15 protein-coding genes are annotated in these 19,457 nt (G+C 69.5%); 11 read left to right on the top strand and 4 right to left on the bottom strand.

The window, feature by feature from the left end; all coding sequences use genetic code 11:
• Window positions 1-17: 17 nt before the first annotated feature.
• The gene (locus VL15_RS06655; RefSeq protein WP_048244372.1) at window positions 18-1,238 is read right to left on the bottom strand and encodes a CaiB/BaiF CoA transferase family protein; all 1,221 of its coding nucleotides are present in this window, start codon (window positions 1,236-1,238) and stop codon (window positions 18-20) included.
• A gap of 254 nt (window positions 1,239-1,492) precedes the next feature.
• Here VL15_RS06655 and alaS point away from each other — a divergent pair, with 254 nt between their 5' ends.
• On the top strand, window positions 1,493-4,117 hold the full coding sequence (alaS, locus tag VL15_RS06650) for an alanine--tRNA ligase (protein ID WP_048244170.1): 2,625 nt from the start codon (window positions 1,493-1,495) through the stop codon (window positions 4,115-4,117).
• Window positions 4,118-4,328: 211 nt separating this feature from the next.
• On the opposite strand, the gene VL15_RS06645 is transcribed toward alaS, so the two are convergent.
• Window positions 4,329-5,243 (bottom strand): LysR family transcriptional regulator, encoded by a 915-nt coding sequence (locus VL15_RS06645; RefSeq protein WP_048244168.1) that lies wholly within the window; start codon window positions 5,241-5,243, stop codon window positions 4,329-4,331.
• A gap of 128 nt (window positions 5,244-5,371) precedes the next feature.
• Here VL15_RS06645 and VL15_RS06640 point away from each other — a divergent pair, with 128 nt between their 5' ends.
• From VL15_RS06640 to VL15_RS06595, 10 genes are all read left to right on the top strand, one after another.
• On the top strand, window positions 5,372-6,610 hold the full coding sequence (locus VL15_RS06640; RefSeq protein WP_048244166.1) for a YbfB/YjiJ family MFS transporter: 1,239 nt from the start codon (window positions 5,372-5,374) through the stop codon (window positions 6,608-6,610).
• 434 nt (window positions 6,611-7,044) lie between these two features.
• Window positions 7,045-8,688 carry a ShlB/FhaC/HecB family hemolysin secretion/activation protein gene (locus VL15_RS06635; RefSeq protein WP_048244165.1) on the top strand — a complete coding sequence of 548 codons (1,644 nt, stop codon included), beginning with the start codon at window positions 7,045-7,047 and terminating at the stop codon, window positions 8,686-8,688.
• A 62-nt stretch (window positions 8,689-8,750) separates the two neighbouring features.
• Window positions 8,751-12,029 (top strand): filamentous hemagglutinin N-terminal domain-containing protein, encoded by a 3,279-nt coding sequence (locus VL15_RS06630; RefSeq protein ID WP_048244163.1) that lies wholly within the window; start codon window positions 8,751-8,753, stop codon window positions 12,027-12,029.
• 320 nt (window positions 12,030-12,349) lie between these two features.
• A complete protein-coding gene (locus VL15_RS06625; protein ID WP_048244161.1) occupies window positions 12,350-12,886 on the top strand; it encodes an NUDIX domain-containing protein in 537 nt (178 codons plus the stop codon).
• Between the two features lie 139 nt (window positions 12,887-13,025).
• Complete coding sequence (locus tag VL15_RS06620; protein ID WP_048244160.1) at window positions 13,026-13,463, top strand: acyl-CoA thioesterase; 438 nt, start codon at window positions 13,026-13,028, stop codon at window positions 13,461-13,463.
• Between the two features lie 9 nt (window positions 13,464-13,472).
• Window positions 13,473-14,408, top strand: coding sequence for a branched-chain amino acid ABC transporter permease (locus VL15_RS06615; RefSeq protein WP_048244158.1), 936 nt, complete (start codon window positions 13,473-13,475; stop codon window positions 14,406-14,408).
• Window positions 14,401-15,630, top strand: a complete 1,230-nt coding sequence (locus VL15_RS06610; protein WP_048244156.1) for a branched-chain amino acid ABC transporter permease — start codon at window positions 14,401-14,403, stop codon at window positions 15,628-15,630. The genes VL15_RS06615 and VL15_RS06610 overlap by 8 nt, the downstream gene beginning before the upstream one ends.
• The gene (locus VL15_RS06605) at window positions 15,627-16,379 is read left to right on the top strand and encodes an ABC transporter ATP-binding protein (protein WP_048244155.1); all 753 of its coding nucleotides are present in this window, start codon (window positions 15,627-15,629) and stop codon (window positions 16,377-16,379) included. The genes VL15_RS06610 and VL15_RS06605 overlap by 4 nt, the downstream gene beginning before the upstream one ends.
• Window positions 16,376-17,080 carry an ABC transporter ATP-binding protein gene (locus VL15_RS06600; RefSeq protein ID WP_048244153.1) on the top strand — a complete coding sequence of 235 codons (705 nt, stop codon included), beginning with the start codon at window positions 16,376-16,378 and terminating at the stop codon, window positions 17,078-17,080. The genes VL15_RS06605 and VL15_RS06600 overlap by 4 nt, the downstream gene beginning before the upstream one ends.
• A 161-nt stretch (window positions 17,081-17,241) precedes the next feature.
• Window positions 17,242-17,988, top strand: coding sequence for an SDR family NAD(P)-dependent oxidoreductase (locus VL15_RS06595; RefSeq protein ID WP_048244152.1), 747 nt, complete (start codon window positions 17,242-17,244; stop codon window positions 17,986-17,988).
• Window positions 17,989-18,044: 56 nt separating this feature from the next.
• Here VL15_RS06595 and VL15_RS06590 read toward each other — a convergent pair whose 3' ends face one another.
• Window positions 18,045-18,539, bottom strand: coding sequence for a heme-degrading domain-containing protein (locus tag VL15_RS06590; RefSeq protein WP_048244149.1), 495 nt, complete (start codon window positions 18,537-18,539; stop codon window positions 18,045-18,047).
• A gap of 82 nt (window positions 18,540-18,621) precedes the next feature.
• On the bottom strand, window positions 18,622-19,440 hold the full coding sequence (gene iolB, locus VL15_RS06585; protein ID WP_048244147.1) for a 5-deoxy-glucuronate isomerase: 819 nt from the start codon (window positions 19,438-19,440) through the stop codon (window positions 18,622-18,624).
• Window positions 19,441-19,457: the final 17 nt, after the last annotated feature.

The raw sequence follows: 19,457 nt of genomic DNA, 5'->3' as shown, positions 1-19,457 counted from the left end.
CCTGAAGCGGCCGATCGTCAGATCGCCTGCTTCGCCTTCAGCGCCGCGATCCGCGCGTCGTCGTAACCGAGCATGTCGCGCAGCACGTCGTCGGTCTGAGCGCCGAGCAGCGGCGGGGCCGTGCGCGCGTCGGGCGGCGTCGCGCTCATCCGGATCGGATTGCGCACGAGCTGCACGTCCGCGCCGCACGGGTGCGGCAGCGATACCTGCATTCCGCGCGCGACGACCTGCTCGTTGTCGAACACCTCGTCGAGATCGTTGATCGGGCCGCACGGCACGCCGGCCGCTTCGAGCACGCCGATCCAATCGGCCTTGCCGCGCGTCTTCACCATCTCCGCGAGGATCGGCACCAGCGTGTCGCGGTGGCGCACGCGCGACGGGTTCGTCGCGAAGCGCTCGTCGTCGGCCAGCTCGGGCCGGCCGCCGGCCTCGACGAACTTGCGGAACTGCCCGTCGTTGCCGACCGCGACGATGATCCACCCGTCGCGCGTCTGGAACGTCTGGTACGGCACGATGTTCGGATGCGCGTTGCCCCAGCGCGCCGGCGGCTTGCCGCTCGCGAGGAAGTTGGTGTTCATGTTCGCGAGCAGCGCGACCTGCACGTCGAGCAGCGCCATGTCGATGTACTGGCCTTCGCCCGTGCGGTCGCGGTGCGCGAGCGCGGCGAGCACGGCGATCGTCGAGTAGAGGCCGGTCGCGAGATCGGCGATCGCGACGCCGGCCTTCTGCGGGCCGCCGCCCGGCTCGCCGTCGCGCTCGCCGGTGATGCTCATGAAGCCGCCGATGCCCTGCACGATGAAGTCGTAGCCCGCACGGTGCGCATACGGGCCCGTCTGGCCGAAGCCGGTGACCGAGCAGTAGACGAGATCGGGCTTCACCGCGCGCAGCGATTCATAGTCGAGCCCGTATTTCTTCAACTGGCCGACCTTGTAGTTCTCGAGCACGATGTCGCTTTGCGCAGCGAGTTCGCGCACGATCTGCTGGCCTTCGGGCGTCGCGATGTCGATCGTCACCGAGCGCTTGTTGCGGTTCGCCGCGAGGTAGTACGCGGCTTCGGCGGTATCCGCGCCGTCCGCGTCCTTCAGGTACGGCGGCCCCCAATGGCGCGTGTCGTCGCCGGCGCCCGGGCGCTCGACCTTGATCACGTCCGCGCCGAAATCGGCAAGCGTCTGCGCGCACCACGGGCCTGCGAGTACGCGGGTGAGGTCCAGCACGCGGATATGGCTCAGGGCACCCATCGTCGAATCGTCTCCTTTCATGGCTGGCCTTCCTTGTCGGGTAAGGCCGATTGGCATGAAGCGCATCTTAAGGCGAATCGGCCATCCGGGTGGCCCAGCCGGGCCATCCGGCCGGCCGGGCCGCTTTGCCCGCGCTTTGCCCGGAAGCCGGTCCCGATCCCGTATAATCGATCGTTTCCGAATCCATGCCGCCGCACGCCCCGCCAAGGGCGCCGGCGTTTGAAGCCGTCTTTGCCAGACTGTCCCCGCACGCCATGAAAGCTGCCGAAATCCGCGAGAAATTTCTCAAATTCTTCGAATCGAAGGGCCATACGATCGTTCGCTCGTCGAGCCTCGTGCCCGGTAACGATCCCACGCTGATGTTCACGAACTCGGGCATGGTCCAGTTCAAGGACGTGTTCCTCGGGACGGACCCGCGCCCGTACTCGCGCGCCACGACGGCGCAGCGCAGCGTGCGCGCGGGCGGCAAGCACAACGACCTCGAGAACGTCGGCTACACGGCGCGTCACCACACGTTCTTCGAGATGCTCGGCAACTTCTCGTTCGGCGACTACTTCAAGCACGACGCGATCCGCTTCGCGTGGGAGCTGCTGACCACGGTCTACCAGCTGCCGAAGGAAAAGCTGTGGGTCACCGTCTACCAGGAAGACGACGAGGCGTACGACATCTGGGCGAAGGAAGTCGGCGTGCCGGCCGAGCGCATCATCCGTATCGGCGACAACAAGGGCGCGCGCTACGCGTCGGACAACTTCTGGACGATGGGCGACACGGGCCCGTGCGGCCCGTGCACGGAAATCTTCTACGATCACGGCCCGGACGTGTGGGGCGGCCCGCCGGGGTCGCCTGAGGAAGACGGCGACCGCTACATCGAGATCTGGAACCTCGTGTTCATGCAGTTCAACCGCGACGCGCAGGGCAACATGACGCGCCTGCCGAAGCAGTGCGTCGACACCGGCATGGGCCTCGAGCGCCTCGCCGCGGTGCTGCAGCACGTGCACAGCAACTACGAGATCGACCTGTTCCAGAACCTGATCAAGGCCGCCGCGCGCGTGACCGAGATCGGCGACCTGACCAACAACTCGCTGAAGGTGATCGCCGATCACATCCGCGCATGCTCGTTCCTGATCGTCGACGGCGTGATCCCCGGCAACGAAGGCCGCGGCTACGTGCTGCGCCGGATCGTGCGCCGCGCGATCCGCCACGGCTACAAGCTCGGCCGCAAGGGTTCGTTCTTCCACAAGCTGGTGGCCGACCTCGTCGCCGAGATGGGCGTCGCGTATCCGGAGCTGAAGGAAGCCGAGCAGCGCGTGACCGACGTGCTGCGCCAGGAGGAAGAGCGCTTCTTCGAGACGATCGAGCACGGCATGTCGATCCTCGAGGGTGCGCTGGCCGATGTCGAGGCGAAGGGCGGCAAGGTGCTCGACGGCGAACTCGCATTCAAGCTGCACGATACCTACGGCTTCCCGCTGGACCTCACGGCCGACGTGTGCCGCGAGCGCGGGATGACGGTCGACGAGCCGGCGTTCGACGACGCGATGGCGCGCCAGCGCGAGCAGGCGCGCGCGGCCGGCAAGTTCAAGGCCACGCAGGGCCTCGAGTACACGGGCGCGAAGACCACCTTCCACGGCTACGAGGAAATCGCGTTCGACGACGCGAAGGTCGTCGCGCTGTACGTCGACGGTTCGTCGGTCAACGAAGTGAAGGCCGGCCAGGATGCGGTCGTCGTGCTCGACCACACGCCGTTCTACGCGGAATCGGGCGGCCAGGTCGGCGACCAGGGCGTGCTCGCGAATGCGTCGACGCGCTTCGAGGTGGCCGACACGCTGAAGGTGCAGGCCGACGTGATCGGTCATCACGGCTCGCTCGAGCAGGGCACGCTGAAGGTCGGTGACGTGCTGCGCGCGGAAATCGACGCGCACCGCCGCGCCCGCACGCAGCGCAACCACTCGGCTACCCACCTGATGCACAAGGCGCTGCGCGAGGTGCTTGGCGCGCACGTGCAGCAGAAGGGTTCGCTGGTCGACGCGGAAAAGACTCGTTTCGACTTCGCGCACAACGCACCGATGACCGACGACGAAATCCGTCGCGTCGAGCAGATCGTCAACAACGAAATCCTCGCGAATGCGCCGGGTATCGTGCGCGTGATGCCGTACGACGAAGCGGTGAAGGGCGGCGCGATGGCGCTGTTCGGCGAGAAATACGGCGATGAAGTGCGCGTGCTCGACCTCGGCTTCTCGCGCGAACTGTGCGGCGGCACGCACGTGCACCGCTCCGGCGACATCGGCTTCTTCAAGATCGTCGTCGAAGGCGGCGTCGCGGCCGGCATCCGCCGCGTCGAGGCGATCACCGGCGACAACGCGGTGCGCTTCGTGCAGGATCTCGACGCCCGCGTGAACGAAGCGGCGGCCGCGCTGAAGGTGCAGCCGTCGGAACTCACGCAGCGTATCGCGCAGGTGCAGGAGCAGGTGAAGTCGCTCGAGAAGGAACTGGGCGCGCTGAAGTCGAAGCTCGCATCGAACCAGGGCGACGAACTCGTGCAGCAGGCCGTCGAAATCGGCGGCGTGTACGTGCTGGCTGCCACGCTCGACGGCGCGGACGCGAAGACGCTGCGCGAAACGGTCGACAAGCTGAAGGACAAGCTGAAGAGCGCGGCGATCGTGCTGGCGGCCGTCGAAGGCGGCAAGGTCAGCCTGATCGCGGGCGTCACGCCGGACGCGAGCAAGAAGATCAAGGCCGGCGAGCTCGTGAACTTCGTCGCGCAGCAGGTCGGCGGCAAGGGCGGCGGCCGTCCGGACATGGCGCAGGCTGGCGGCACCGAGCCGGCGAACCTGCCGGGCGCGCTGGCTGGCGTCAAGGGCTGGGTCGAAGAGCGGCTCTGATCGACTCGACCGGCGCGGTGCCCGTCAGGGCAGCGCGCCGTCCGGTACCGCGCGGTTCCGTCGACGGAATCGCATGAAACGACCCGACCGGCATGGGTGCCGATCGGGTCGTTTTGCGTTTACACGCGGTGCGGGGGCGATCTGCCACCCTGTCCGGCCCGCAATCGGGCGGTGCGCGAGTGCGCGGCCGCGTGCCGGTTGGCGGGTCGCGTCAGGCCGGTTGCGCCACGCGCGGTTTCTGTACCGCGTCCGGCTGCCGCCCGGCCTCCCCAAGCGCGTCGCGCAGCGCGGCGAGCGCCGCCGACGCATAACCTTGCCGCCACGCCAGCAATGTATCGATCCGTTCGAATTCCGGAATCGCATGCGCCGTGATGTGGTCGATCTCGGGCTGCAGGTCGAGCACCGAGCGCGGCGCGACCGCGACGCCCGCGCCGGCCGCGACGCACGCGACGATCGCGTGGTAGGACCCGAGTTCGAGCACCCGTGCCGGCTTCAGCCCGTGCGCCGCATACCACTGCTCGACGTACTTGCGGTACGTGCAACCGCGCTCGAACGCGATCAGCGTCGGCAGGATCACGTCGCGCGGCGTGCGCACCGGCGGATGGCCGCGCGGCGTCAGCAGCACCAGTTCTTCGCTGAACACGGGCACCACGTCGAGCGTGTCGGGCAGCGTGTCCGGCGCGGGCGGGCGCGCGAACAGCGCGGCGTCGATCTCGAACGTGCGCACTTTCTCGATCAGCCAGGCCGTCGTGCCCGTCACGAGTTCGAGCGACACGTCGGGCCATGCGTGGTGATAGCGCGCGAGCACGGTCGGCAGCCGGCTCGCGGCCGTGCTCTCCATCGTGCCGAGCCGCAGCCGCCCGCGCGGCGTGTCCTCGCGTACCGCGTCGCGCGCTTCGTCGGCCAGCGCGAGCAGGCGCTCCGCGTACGGCAGCAGCGTGTGCCCGGCCGGCGTCAGCACGAGCCGGCGGCCATCGCGAACGAACAGCGCCGCGCCGAGTTCTTCTTCGAGCTGCTTGATGCGCGTCGTCACGTTCGACTGCACGCGATTGAGCTTCGCCGCCGCGCGCGTCACGCCGTTCTCGCGCACGACGGCCCGGAAAATCGCCAGCGCCGCCAGGTCCATGATTCTCTCCAAGGGATGGCTGGATTCTCAATTATTCATTTTTCGAGAACGATTGGTCAAGCTAGGATGACGCCATCCTGATTCTCGTCCCGGCCGGCGCATCGTATGCGGCGGCCCGCGCTGCCGCCATGTCCCGTTTCGATGCACCGCCCGCCGCTCACGCGCTTTCGTCAGACGAAGCCGACCGCCGCGCCCGTACGGCCGCGCTGGCCTGCATGATCGGGCTGGCCGTCGCGCTCGGCGTCGGCCGCTTCGCGTTCACGCCGCTGCTGCCGCTGATGCTCGCCGACGGCTCGATCGGCCTGAAGGCCGGCAGCTGGCTGGCAGCGGCGAATTACGCGGGTTACTTCGCCGGCGCGGTCAGTTGCGCGGCGCTGCGCGTCGCGCCCGCGCGGATGGTCCGCTTCGGGCTCGCGGCCACCGTGCTGCTCACGGCCGCGATGGGCGTCGGCCATCTGCTGCCGCTTTGGCTTGCGGTGCGCTTCGTCGCCGGCGTGATCAGCGCGTGGACGTTCGTGTTCGTGTCGCAATGGGGGCTGCGCCGGCTCGCGGAACTGCATGCGCCGGAGTGGAGCGGGGTGATCTACGCGGGGCCCGGCGTCGGCATCGTGCTGACGGGGCTGGTCGGCAGCGCGCTGGCCGGTCATCGCGCGGCGCTCGGCTGGTTCGGGTTCGCGGCGCTGTCGATCCTGCTGTCGGTCGCGATCTGGCGCACGTTCGCCGTGTCGGCGGCGGCGAGCCCGCTGCCGTCCGGCGCGGTGTCGCACGCAGCGGCCGTGGCTGCGCCGGACACCGCCCGCCGCCATCGCGCGGATGCCGCATGGCTCGTCGTGCTGTACGGGATGCCGGGCTTCGGCTACATCATCACGGCGACCTTCCTGCCGGTGATCGCGCGCGCGGCGCTGCCGGCCGGCTCGCCGTGGCCCGACCTGTTCTGGCCGATGTTCGGCGCGGCGCTGATCGTCGGCGCGCTCGCCGCCGCGCGGCTGCCCGGGCACTGGGACAACCGGCTGCTGCTCGCGCTCGGCTGCGCGACGCAGGCGCTCGGTATCGGGTCCGGCATCGTGTGGCCCAACGCAGCGGGTTTTTCGCTCGGCTGCGTGCTGCTCGGCCTGCCGTTCACCGCGATCACGCTGTTCGCGATGCGCGAGGCGCGGCGCCTGCATGGCGAGCGCGCGGCCGGGCTGATGGGTTATGCGACCGCTTCGTACGGTGTCGGGCAGATCGCGGGGCCGCTCGTGGCGGCGCCGCTGGTCGCGCGATATGGATCGTTCACGCCGGCCCTGTGGGTCGCGGCCGCGACGCTGCTGGCCGGGGCCGCGGGGTTCGCGGTTATCGCGGCGGCCGCCGCACGTCGGCGACCGTGAACCTGATGGTCGGCGCCGGCGGATCGCGTGTTGCGTCGACGAGCGTTGCATCGCCGGTTATGACGGAAAGGTGCAGGACCTTATGGTCGATGTCGATGCGGGGCCGGGTAATTGAATAGGATTACTGTATTTCATTCGGCATGACTTCGTACGCGACGCGATTTGAACGAAAGGTGCCGCCCAAATTTCGTACCTGATCTACATACATCCGGAATGTCTGTCTGTAGCATCCGCCGAATAAATTGATCGCTGGAGTGTGTCCGGCGGTTGCATTTCGGATGCTGTGGCGTATGTGGGTAGATCAAACAAGAATCGTCGTCCGTTGCCGCAATGACATCGGCAGTTTCGTCATCGCGGGCTCTCGCGCAGTCGGTTCGTCGACCGTGGCTGTCGACAACAGTGGCGCTCCGCGCGCGCGTAGAGGCGTCGGCAGCATGCTGTGCCTGTCGCTGTTGTGGAGTGCGGGCGCCGCAAGCCTGCCTGGGCAAGCGCACGCACAAGCGCCGAACGCCGGCACGACGATGCGCGACGTCGAAACGTCGCGGCCGGCCCTGCCGCCGGAAGCCGCCCCCGATCTCGAGATCGTCCCGTCCGACAGCGCCGCGCAGCCGCCCCCGGAAGCCGGGCCGCGCATCGTAGTGCGCGCGTTCGAGGTCGGCGGCAACACCGTATTCGACAGCGCAACGCTGCAGGCGCTCGTCGCCGGGCTCGCCGGCGACACGCTCGGGTTCGCCGACCTGCAGCGCGCGGCCGAGCGGATCACCGCCTACTATCGCGAGCGCGGTTACGTGCTTGCGCGCGCCTATTTGCCGAAGCAGGACATCGAGGACGGTGTCGTGCGCATCGAAGTCGCCGAAGGGCGCTACGGCAAGATCGAGATCCAGAACCATTCCCGCGTATTCGACGCCGTGCTGCGGCAGCCACTTTCCACATTGCATTCGGGCGATGTCGTGCGCGGCTCCAGTCTCGAGCGCAGCCTGCTGCTGCTCGACGATCTGGCGGGCGTCGGCGCGCGCGGCACGCTGCGCCCGGGCGAAGCGCCCGGTACGACCGATCTCGTCGTCGAGGCCGATCGCGCGGCGCCCGCGTCAGGGTCGCTCGAATTCGACAACTTCGGCGTGGTATCGACGGGGCGCTACCGCGTCGGCGGCAGCGTCGACGTCAATGCGCCGTTGCGGCTCGGCGATCGGCTGAGCCTGCGCGGGCTTGTCAGCGACGAACGGCAGCGCTATTACCGCGCCGCGTATCAGGTGCCGGTCGGGCCGGCGTCCACGCGGGTCGGCGTCGCGTATTCAGCGCTGCGTTACCGAGTCGCCGGAAGTTTCTCCGATCTCGATATGAGCGGGCGCGCCAGCGTGCAGACCGCTTATGTCGTACAGCCGCTTGTGCGTGCGCGCGATCTCAACCTCACCGCGCAGGTGCAATACGAAAACAAGAACTTCCGCGACGAATACGGTGCGTTCGAGCTCCGCAATGACAAGAACGTCGGCCTGTGGACCGTCGGGCTCAGCGGCAACAGCCAGGACGGCTGGCTGGGCGGTGGCCGCAACGGCTTCTCGGTGATGTTCGGCGTGGGGCGGTTGCGCAGCAGCGACGTGTTCGCGGCGAACGAACTGACGAAGGCGATCGGCAGCTTCACGAAGCTGAACCTGAGCGTGCAGCGGATTCAGGCGTTGGGCGGCCGGTTCCAGGTGTATGCGCAAATCGGCGCGCAGCTCGCGTCGCGCAATCTCGATTCGTCCGAGAAATTCAGTCTGGGCGGCCCATATGGCGTGCGCGCGTATGCGCTGGGCGAAGGCAGCGGCGATCAGGGCTGGCAGGCCAGCGCCGAACTGCGTTATCTCGTCGCGCCTGCATGGCAGGTCAGCACGTTTGTCGACGCGGGCCGCATACAGATCAACCGGCATCCGTGGAAGCGCGAACGGAATATGCAGCACATGCAGGCGGCGGGTGTCGGCGCGAGCTGGTATGGCGCGAAGCGGCAAGTCACGCTGACGGCCGCATTGCCGCTCGGCAGGGGGAGCGATTCGCCAGCTCGCTCGCCGAGCGTATGGGTTCAGGCCGCCCAGTATTTCTGAGCGTGCATGATCGGTTGCTCGTTTCCCGCGAGCATTCATAAAGCAATTAAAGAGGATTCCAAATGAATAAGGCCTATTCACTGGTATGGAACGAAGCACAGGGCGGCTGGTGCGCGGTGAGCGAAACCGCGTGCCGTCGCGGCAAGAGGGGCGGCAAGCGCCTGCTGGCGGCGGGGGTGTCGCTGCTGAGTCTGGCGGCAACGAGCGCATACGCGTTGCCGACGGGCGGTGCGGTGGCGTCGGGGCAAGCCGACATCGCGACGTCGGTGGACGGCAAGACGATGTCGATCAACCAGCACACGGACAAGCTGATCACGAACTGGCAGGACTTCAGCGTGGCGGGCGGGGAGCGCGTGTCGTTCCAGCAGCCGACGAGCCAGTCGATCGCGCTGAACCGGGTGATCGGCACGAACGGCAGCCAGATCCACGGCCAGATCGACGCGAACGGCAAGGTGTTCCTGGTGAACCCGAACGGCGTGGTGTTCGGCGCGGGCGCGCAGGTGAACGTGGGTGCGCTGGTCGCATCGACGAAGGACGTGTCGGACAAGGATTTCCTCGCAGGCAACTACCGGTTTGCGGGTGCATCGGGCCAGTCGGTGGAGAACGCGGGGAAGATCACGGCGGCCGAAGGCGGCAGCGTGGCACTGCTGGGCGCACGGGTGTCGAACACGGGCGTGATCCGTGCGCAGGCCGGCAGCGTGGCGCTGAGCGCGGGTAACGCGTTCAACGTGAACTTCGACGGCAACGGTTTGCTGAACCTGCAGGTGGAGGGTGGCGCGATCGATGCGCAGGCGCACAACGGCGGGAAGCTGAACGCGGCAGGCGGCGCGGTGACGACGCGCGGCGAGCAGGTTCATGTGTCGAGCGATGCGCAAGTCGATACGCGCAGTGCGTCGGGCCGCACGGGTACGTGGACGATCGAATCGGCGAATGCGAACGTGGGGCATGCGGACGGCACGCAGCACATTTCGACGGTCGATAGGACGGAGACGAACGCCAATAGTGCGGACGCGGCGATCGGTGCGACGACGCTGTCGCGTGCGTTGAACACGACGAACGTCGCGTTGACGAACACGGCAGGCGATCTGTCGGTAAACGGCGCTGTGAACTGGACGGGCGATCATGTCTTGACGCTCACGTCGCAAAAGGGCGACGTCGCGCTGAAGCAGTCGTTGACGGCGAGCGGTGCAAAAGCGGGCGTGTCGGCGAATTCGGCAGGCGAGATCCGCGTGGACGACAAGCTTGCGCTGACGGGCGAGCAGGCACGACTGGAACTGAATTCGACGAAGGGTCACCGGTTCACGCAGGACAACGCGTCGGCAACGCTGTCGGGCCGCGATGCGTCGTTCTCGTCGAACGGTGACGCGTATCAGGTGATCCACGACGTCGCGGGCCTGCGCAATGTCGACCGCAACCTGAGAGGCCGCTACGTGCTCGGCAACGCGATCGACGGCCAGGGCGCGGCGTTCCGGAGCATCGGCGCGAACGGCGCGTTCGACGGCGTGTTCGACGGCCTTGGCAATACCATCGGCGATCTGTCGATCTCCAATCAGGGCGGTAACGCCGTCGGCCTGTTCGCGTTCAACGCGGGCCGCATCGCCAACCTCGGGCTGGACAAGGTGTCGACGCGCGCGGTCGTGCCGTCCTATTGGTCGCCCGTCAGCGTCGGCACGCTGGCCGGCTACAACATGGGCACGATCTCGGACGTGAAGGCGACCAACGTCGCCGTAAGCGGCGACGGGCGCACGATCGTCGGCGGCCTCGTCGGCAGCAACTTTGGTGGCGCGATCGAGCGCGCATCCGTGGCGGGGCGCGTCGACGGCGGCAGGGATGCGCTGAACGTCGGCGGCCTGGCCGGTGAAAACATCGCGTTCGTCTCGCTCGACGACGCGGTGATCCGCAACAGCCGCGCCGACGTCCAGGTCGTCAGTTCGTCGAGCGGCAGCGCAGGCGGGCTGGTCGGAGACAACCGCGGGAGGGTCGATGCGTCGACGGTCACCGGCACCGTGACGGCGCTCGGCACCGGCGCCCGCGTCGGCGGCCTCGCCGGCGCCAACAACGGCGGTGCGATCAACGCATCGACGGCCGCCGCGGATGTGCGGGCCGCACGCAACGCATCGGTGGGCGGTCTGGTCGGCCACAACGCGGGCCGGGTGGATGCGTCCGGGTTCAAGGGCATCGTGGCGGCGAGCGACAGTGCTCGCGTGGGCGGTCTGGTCGGCGAAAACCGTGGCGTCGTCAATGCATCGACGGCCGCCGGCCGGGTGATGGCCGGTGCGTCGAACGTCGGCGGCCTCGTGGGCGCCAACTTCGCGAGCGTCCGCGAATCGACGTCCAGCGCCGCTGTGGAAGCCGACACTGCCGGCGTGGCCGGCGGGCTGGTCGGCCATAACGCCGGCAAGATCGATGCGTCGAGCGCGAACGGTTACGTCGCGGCGGGCGCGAAGGGTATCGCGGGCGGGCTGGTCGGCCGCAATGCGGCGACCGGCGAAGTGCTCGCGTCGTCCGCGAGCGGCGACGTCTCCGTACGCGACTACGCAACGGCGGGCGGCCTCGTCGGCGTGAACGACGGCGCGATTCGCGCATCGTCGGCGCGCGGCACCGTGGTGGCAGGCATGAGCGGACAGGCCGGTGGGCTCGTCGGCGTCAATGCGGGCACCGTGCGGGCATCCGATACGACGGGTTGGGTGGCGGGCGATATCTCGAGCGTCGCCGGTGGCCTCGTGGCGACCAACAGCGGCGTCATCGACGAGTCGTCGGCAGCGGGCGAGGTCTGGACCGCATTCGACAGCATCGCCGGCGGGCTGGTCGGCCGCAACACGGGTTCGGTGCTCAAGTCCGACGCGAAGGGTGCGGTCACCGTGGTGGGCGCGGGCAAGGCGGGCGGCCTGATCGGCTTCAACGCCGGCCGCGTGGCCGGGTCGAGTGCATCCGGCGACGCCGCAGCCGGCTCGTCCGGTTATGTCGGCGGCCTGATCGGCGAGAACTACATGGGCGCGTCGGTCGAGGCGTCCAGCGCGACCGGTTCGGCAACCGGCGGCCACTACAGCTCGGTCGGCGGCCTGGTCGGTTTCAACAGCGGGGCGATCGCATCGTCGTCGTCGTCGGCCGGCACGGTTTCCGGCGGCTACTACGCGCGGCTCGGTGGTCTGGCCGGGGGGAATTTCGGCTGGATCGACAGTTCGACGACGAAAACCCGCGTCGCGCTGACGCCGGGGTACGCGCAGCAGTCCGGCGCGCTCGTGGGCCTGAACTTCGGCAACGTGACGGGCAGCAGCACGACCGGCAACAACGCCGGGATGCCGCTCGCCGGTATCAACTACGGCAGCATCCGCGACTGACCGGTGCCGTCCGTGCCGGCTACGGTCTGACCGGCCCGCCGGCGATTCGGACGCCCGCGACGGCCTGAGCGGGACGTCAGGCCGCCGCATGCCGAAAGGAGGGCGCGGCGCGTCGGGCATGTGCGTTCGCATGCGCATCGGCGCGTCGCCCGGCCGGGGCGAACACGGGCGAATCGCGTCGCCCGTGTCGTTCCCGCCGGCCCATCCTGTCATCGCTGAAAGCCTCGGCGCGGCGCAAACTCGCTAGAATCGAGACTTTCCCGCGCCGAGCGCGAACGGGGCCGCCACTGCAGGCGGCCCCGTTCGCCCTGTCTCCATCGATGACCACCGCCGACTACCGTTTTTGTCCACGCTGCGCAAGCCCGCTGACCGAGCGCGCCGATCCCGACCATGAAGGCGGCCGCGTTCGCCAGGCCTGCCCCGACGACACCTGCGGCTACGTGCACTGGAACAACCCGCTGCCCGTCGTTGCGGCGATCGTCGAACTCGACGGCAAGATCCTGCTCGCACGCAATGCGGCCTGGCCCGAAGGGATGTTCGCGCTGATTACCGGCTTCCTCGAGAACGGCGAAACGCCCGAGGACGGCATCGCACGCGAGGTGTTCGAGGAAACGGCGCTGAAGGCCGAGCACGTGTCGCTCGTCGGCGTCTACGAATTCATCCGCAAGAACGAACTGATCATCGCGTACCACGTGCGCGCGTCGGGCACCGTCGCGCTGTCGCCGGAACTGCTCGAATACAAGCTCGTCGATCCGCCGCTGCTGCGCCCGTGGCGCGCCGGCACCGGCGTCGCGCTCGCCGACTGGATGCGCGCGCGCGGCCTCGATTTCGAGTTCGTCGACCGGCCGGGGCAGTGACGGGCCGGCCCGTGCGCAGCGTTTCATCCGCCGTGCCGCGCGCGATCGCGACGCGGCGCTTCGCTTCCTGCCGGCGCGCCGCGCTGTATGGCCGCGGCGCTTCGTCCGCATCGCTCCCATCGTCCTGACCACCATCGCCATGTCCGACAAGCCGCAGCCGCGTCCGCGCGACGCCTACCGCCACTTCCTGCCGATCACGACCCGCTGGATGGACAACGACGTCTACGGGCATGTGAACAACGTCGTCTACTACAGCTACTTCGACACCGTCGTGAACGCGTACCTGATCCGCGCGGGCGTGCTCGACGTCGAGCACGGACAGACGATCGGGCTGGTGGTCGAGACGCAGTGCAACTACTTCGCGCCGCTCGTGTTTCCGCAGTCGGTCGACGCGGGGCTGCGCGTCGTCAAGCTCGGCACGTCGAGCGTGCGCTACGAGGTCGGGTTGTTCGCGCAAGGCGACGCCGCGCCCGCCGCGCAGGGGCATTTCGTGCACGTGTACGTCGATCGCGGCACGCGCCGCCCGGTGCCGCTGCCCGACGCGCTGCGTGCCGCGCTCGATCCGCTCGCGGCCTGACGGTTCGCGGTGCACGCGTTTGCGCTCCAGGCCTTCAACGGCCTCAGCTACGGCTTGCTGCTGTTCATGCTGTCGGCCGGCCTCACGCTGATCTTCAGCGTGCAGGGCGTGCTCAACTTCGCGCATGCGAGCTTCTACATGCTCGGCGCGTATGTCGGCTACAGCATCGCGTTGCGCGCGGGTTTCTGGCCCGCGCTCGTGCTCGCGCCGCTCGCGGTCGGGTTGCTCGGCGCCGGCTGCGAACGCTGGCTGCTGCGCCGCGTGCAGGCACGTGGCCATACGAGCGAGCTGCTGCTGACCTTCGGCCTCGCCTACCTGATCGGCGAGGGCGCGAAACTCCTGTGGGGCCTCGCGCCGCTGCCGGCACCCGTACCGCCGCTGTTCGACGGTGCGCCCGTGACCGTGTTCGGTCTCGCGCTGCCGCGTTACCGTCTGTTCATGATGGGGATGTCCACGGCGATGCTGGTCGCGCTCGGCGCGCTGCTGCGCGTGTCGCGCGTCGGGCTCGTGGTGCGCGCCGCGCTCACGCACCGCGCGGCCGTCGAAGCGCTCGGCTACAACGTGCCGCGCGTGATGACGGGCCTGTTCGGCGCGGGCACCGCGCTCGCGGCGCTGGCCGGCGTGATCGGCGCGCCGCTGGCGGTGATCGAACCCGCGCTGGCCGAGACCGTCGGGTCGGTCGTGTTCGCGGTCGTCGTGATCGGCGGGCTCGGCTCGCTCGGCGGCGCGTTTGCCGCGTCGCTCGCGGTCGGTTTCGCACAGACCTTCGCGGCCGCGAGCGACACGTCGCTGCGCGACCTCGCGTTATGGGCCGGCATCGTGCTGCCCGACAGCGTAGCCGCGGTGTCGATCGCGCAGCTTGCACCTCTCGTGCCGTACCTGCTGCTGGTCGCGGTGCTGGTCGCGCGGCCGCGCGGGCTGTTCGGCGAGCGTGCCGATGCGTAGCCGCACGCTCGCCGGCCTCGCGCGCTGGTCGCTGTTTTCCGCGTGCGTCGCGCTGCCCGCATGGCTGTGGCCGCATGGCGCGGTGCTCGGTTATCTCGCGCAGACGGCCGCGCTCGTCGTGCTCGCGCTGTCGTACAACCTGCAGCTCGGCACGACCGGGCTGCTGTCGTTCGGCCATGCGGCATTCGCGGGCCTCGGCGCCTTCGCGGCCGCGCACTGGTTCAACCGCTTCGGCGGCCCGCTGCCGCTGTTGCCGCTCGTCGGCGGCGCGGCCGGGGCGGGCTGCGGATTCGTCGCCGGGCTGCTCGCGACGCGCCGTTCCGGCACCGCGTTCGCGATGATCACGCTCGGGCTCGGCGAATGCGTCGCGGCCGCCGCGTGGAGCGTGCCCGCGTGGTTCGGCGGCATCGGCGGCGTGCCGATCGACCGCGCGAGCGGCACGCCGTGGGGCAACTGGCATTTCGGTGCGCCGGCGCACGCGTATGCGGTGATCGCAGCGTGGTGCGTCGCGTCGGCGTGGGCCATGCACGCGTTAACGCGCACGCCGCTCGCGCGGCTCGCGAACGCGGTGCGCGACAACCCCGTGCGGGTTGCCGCGCTCGGCACCGATCCGCGCCGCGTGCGGCTCGCGATGGTCACCTGCGCGTCGTTTTTCGCGGGTATCGCCGGCACGCTGACACTGATCGACGTCGAGATCGCGACGCCCGACAGTGTGTCGATGGCGCGCTCGGCGACCGTGCTGATCGCCGCGGTGATCGGCGGCACCGGCGCGTTCTTCGGGCCGGCGGCCGGCGCCGCCGTGCTGACCGCGTTGAGCGTCGTCGTCGCGGGCGTGTCGCGCGCGTGGGCACTGTATCTCGGTGTGCTGTTCGTCGTGATCGTCGTGGCCGCGCCGGGCGGGATCGCGGGCATCGCGCAAGTGCTCGCGCATGCAATGCGGCGCGACGCGTCGGCGGCCGAGCGGTGGCGCATGCTGTGCGGCGTCGGCGCGTGCGTGTTCTGGGGCGTCGCGATCGTCTGCGCGGCCGAGCTCGGTTATGCGTGGCGCTTCGCGCAGGACGACGGCGCGGGTCTTGCGTTCGGCGCATGGGGCATCGACGCCGATACGCCGGCCGGCTGGGCCGTCGCGTGCTCGGCGGCCGGCATCGGCACGCTGCTGTGGGGCTGGCGCGCGCGGCTCGTGCCGGGCGGGCAGGCCGGCAAGCGGGAGGACGGGCGATGAACGGCAACGCGATCGCACTTCATGGCATCGTGCAGCGTTTCGGCACGCAGACGGTGCTCGACGGCGTCGAATTGAGCATCGCGGCCGGCGAGCGCCATGCGCTGATCGGGCCGAACGGCGCGGGCAAGTCGACGCTGTTCGGCGTGATCGCGGGCGCAACGCGGCCGACGCGCGGGCGCGTCGTGCTGCACGGCGTCGAGTTGCGCGGGCGCGGGCCGGTCGTCGCGAGCCGCCTCGGCATCGGCCGCAGTTTCCAGCAGACGAGCGCGTTCGCGCGGCTGACCGTGCTCGACAACCTGCGCTGCGCGGCGCTGCATGCGCCGTCCGAACGGCGGCGCTGGTGGAACCGGCTGCGCGAAGCGGCGTCGGTCGATCTCGCAGCCGCGCGCGTGCTGCACGACATCGGCCTCGATGCGCGGCGCGACACGCCGGCCGCCGAACTGAGCTATGCGGAGCAGCGCGCGCTCGATCTCGGGATCGCGCTCGCGAGCGGCGCGCGCACGCTGCTGCTCGACGAGCCGACGGCCGGCATGAGCCGCGCGCAGGCGGCGCGGATGATCGCGCTGATCCGGACGACGACGCAGGGCCGCACGGTGCTGATGATCGAGCACGACATGGATGCGGTGTTCGGTTTCGCCGAGCGCATCACGGTGCTCGTGCGCGGCACCGTGGTCGCGACCGGCGCGCCCGATGCGATCCGCGCGGATCCGGCCGTGCGTGCCGCGTACCTCGGCGAGGGCGGCGCATGAGCAAACTCCTCGACATTCGCGGCTTGCGCGCGTGGTACGGGATGCAGCCGGTGCTCGACGGCGTCGATCTTGCGCTCGCGCCGGGCGAGACGCTCGCGCTGCTCGGCCGCAACGGCTCGGGGCGCTCGACGCTCGCGAAGGCCGTGATGGGGCTCGTACGCACGGCCGGTTCGGTGCGCATCGCCGGCGCCGAGTGCGTGGGCGCGCGCACGTTCGAGATCGCGCGGCACGGCGTCGCTTACGTCGCTGAAAGCCGCGATGTGTTTCCGCTGCTGACGGTGCGCGACAACCTGCGGCTCGGGCTGCGCGGCGCACGCGGCGCGACCGAAGGCGCGGCGCTCGAACGCCTGTTCGACCGCTTTCCGCTGCTGGCCGCGCGCGCGGACGTGAAAGCCGGGCGGCTGTCGGGCGGCGAGCAGCAGGTGCTCGCGCTGGTCCGTGCGCTCGCCGGCAGCCCGCGCGTGCTGATCGTCGACGAACCGGCCGAAGGGCTCGCGCCGCTCGCGGTCGACGAAGTCGGTGCGTGCCTTGCCGCGCTACAGGCCGACGGTGTCGCGATCGTGCTGATCGAGCAGCGGCTGCAGTTCGCGCCGCGGCTCGCGCATCGCGTCGCGGTGATGGGGCGCGGACGGATCGTCTACGACGGCGCGCTCGACGGCCTCGGCGGTGAGGTCGCCAACGCGTGGCTGAGCGCCGGCTGATGGCGTCGGCTCGATTGTTCGGCTGGCCCCACCAGTCAATTCGCGTCGAGCCGCTTTATTGCCGCCATGCGACGCCGTACATTGCCAGCCATGCCGGTGCGCCGCGTCAGCGCGGCAACGGGCGTTTTCCATCGAGCGTCTTCTGACTGAGGAATGAAATCATGAGCAAGCTGGCAGGCAAGGTAGCGATCGTCACGGGCGGATCGAAGGGCATCGGCGCAGCGATCGCCAGGGCGCTGGCCGCGGAAGGTGCGTCGGTCGTCGTCAACTATGCGAGCAGCAAGACGGGCGCCGACGCGGTCGTGAGCGCGATCGTCGAAGCCGGCGGCCGCGCGGTCGCGGTCGGCGGCGACGTGTCGAAGGCAGCGGACGCGCAGCGCATCGTCGAGTCGGCGATCGACACGTACGGCCGTCTCGACGTGCTCGTCAACAATTCCGGCGTGTACGAATTCGCGCCGATCGAGGCGATCACCGAAGAACACTACCGCCGGCAGTTCGACACGAACGTGTTCGGCGTGCTGCTCGTGACGCAGGCGGCCGTCAAGCATCTCGGCGAAGGCGCGAGCATCATCAACATCAGCTCGGTGGTGACCAGCATCACGCCGCCCGCCAGCGCGGTGTACAGCGGCACCAAGGGCGCGGTCGACGCGATCACCGGCGTGCTCGCGCTCGAACTCGGCCCGCGCAAGATCCGCGTGAACGCGATCAATCCGGGCATGATCGTGACCGAGGGCACGCACAGCGCGGGCATCATCGGTTCCGATCTCGACAAGCAGGTGCGCAGCGAGACGCCGCTCGGCCGCCTCGGCGAGCCGGACGACATCGCGTCGGTCGCGGTGTTCCTCGCGTCGGACGATGCGCGCTGGATGACCGGCGAGCACCTCGTCGTGAGCGGCGGGTTGAACTGATCCTGCGGGACGGCGGATCGGCGCGCATGCGCCGGTCACGCCAACGACATCGTTCGTTACGCGAGCATCGCCAGCGCATACCCGCCGACGTGCCACTGCAGGCTTTCGACGACGAGCGCGTGATTGTCCTGGGAGTCGAGCCCCGCGATCGTCATCGCGCCGACGATGCCGGCCCCGGCGATCCGCAATGGCACGCCGCCGCCGTCGAGCGCATAGTCGTCTTCCGATAATCCCTGCGACTGCAGCGACCAGCCGGCGCGGCGAAAGCGCTCGCCGACCGCGAGCGAACTCAATCCGAAACGCAACACCGTGTTCTGCCGCCGGCGGATCGCACCGCTATCGTCCGCGTGGCTGCCGTCGAGCGCGCAGTAGAAGAGCGGCGCCTGCTCGCCGACGATGCTCACCGCGATCGGCAGCCCGCGCCGCGTGGCGAGGTTGACCGCGATTTCGCCCATCCGGCGGGCGACGGCGGCATTGAAGCGCGGCAGCGCCGGATTCGACGCGTCATCGTCGAAGGGAGGGGGTTCGAGGCGAAAGAGGGTCGTGACCATGGCGGCTCCGTGTCGTCGCCGGCTCTGTCTGCGCGCGCCGGGCGTCGCGTCGTCACGGGCCGCGCGCGGGCCCGTCTTTCGTTCAGCGCTTCGGCGCGGCGTCGAGCATCCACTCGTGCGCGGGATCGTTCTTGAACGCCCACGCGCGGCTCGGCCCGGCCATCACGTTCAGGTAGTACAGGTTGTAGCCGTGCGGCGCGACGACCGGGTGGTAGCCGCGCGGCACCATCACGACGTCGTGGTTCTCGACCGCGCAGGCTTCGTCGAGGCTGCGGTCGTCCGTGTACACGCGCTGGAACGCGAAGCCCTGCGGCGGATCGATCCGGTGGTAATAGGTTTCCTCGAGCGAGGTTTCGTCGGGCGCCGCGTCGCGGTCGTGCTTGTGCGGCGGATAGCTGCTCGAATGGCTGGCCGGCGTCACGACTTCGACCACGAGCAGCCGGTCGGCCGCCGGGTTGTCGCCCATCAGGATGTCGCACACGTAGCGCGTGTTGGTGCCTTGCCCGCGCACCGAGCGGCTCATCCGTTCGCCGTCGAGGCGCCGTACCGGCTTGTCGCCGCTCGCGTACGGCGCGGTGCACAGCGCGATTTCCGCATCGCGCGTCGCGACCAGCGTGACGGTCTTGCCGCCCGGCACGTACAGCGCGTCCGGCGAGACGTCCTCGAATACGCTGTCGCGCTTGCCGAGCGCGTCGTATGTTTCGCCGTCGACGCTCGCGCGCACCGTGCCCGTGAGCACGACGACGCACAGCTCGCGCGTGCCGGTGTCGAGCGTTTCGGTGTCGCCCGCCTTCAGGCGCAGCGCGCGAAAACCGACGTGCTTCCAGCCGGCCGACTCGGGCGTGACGTTGCAGATTTCGCGGTCGGAAGATGCCTTGACCAGCAGGGGAGAAATCGTCATGGGGTGGGGCTCCGCAA

It is taken from the genome of Burkholderia cepacia (assembly GCF_001039005.1).
GTDB lineage: Bacteria > Pseudomonadota > Gammaproteobacteria > Burkholderiales > Burkholderiaceae > Burkholderia > Burkholderia theae.
The sequence above is the reverse complement of the archived record's forward strand: the minus strand, read 5'-3'. Positions and strand labels throughout refer to the sequence as shown.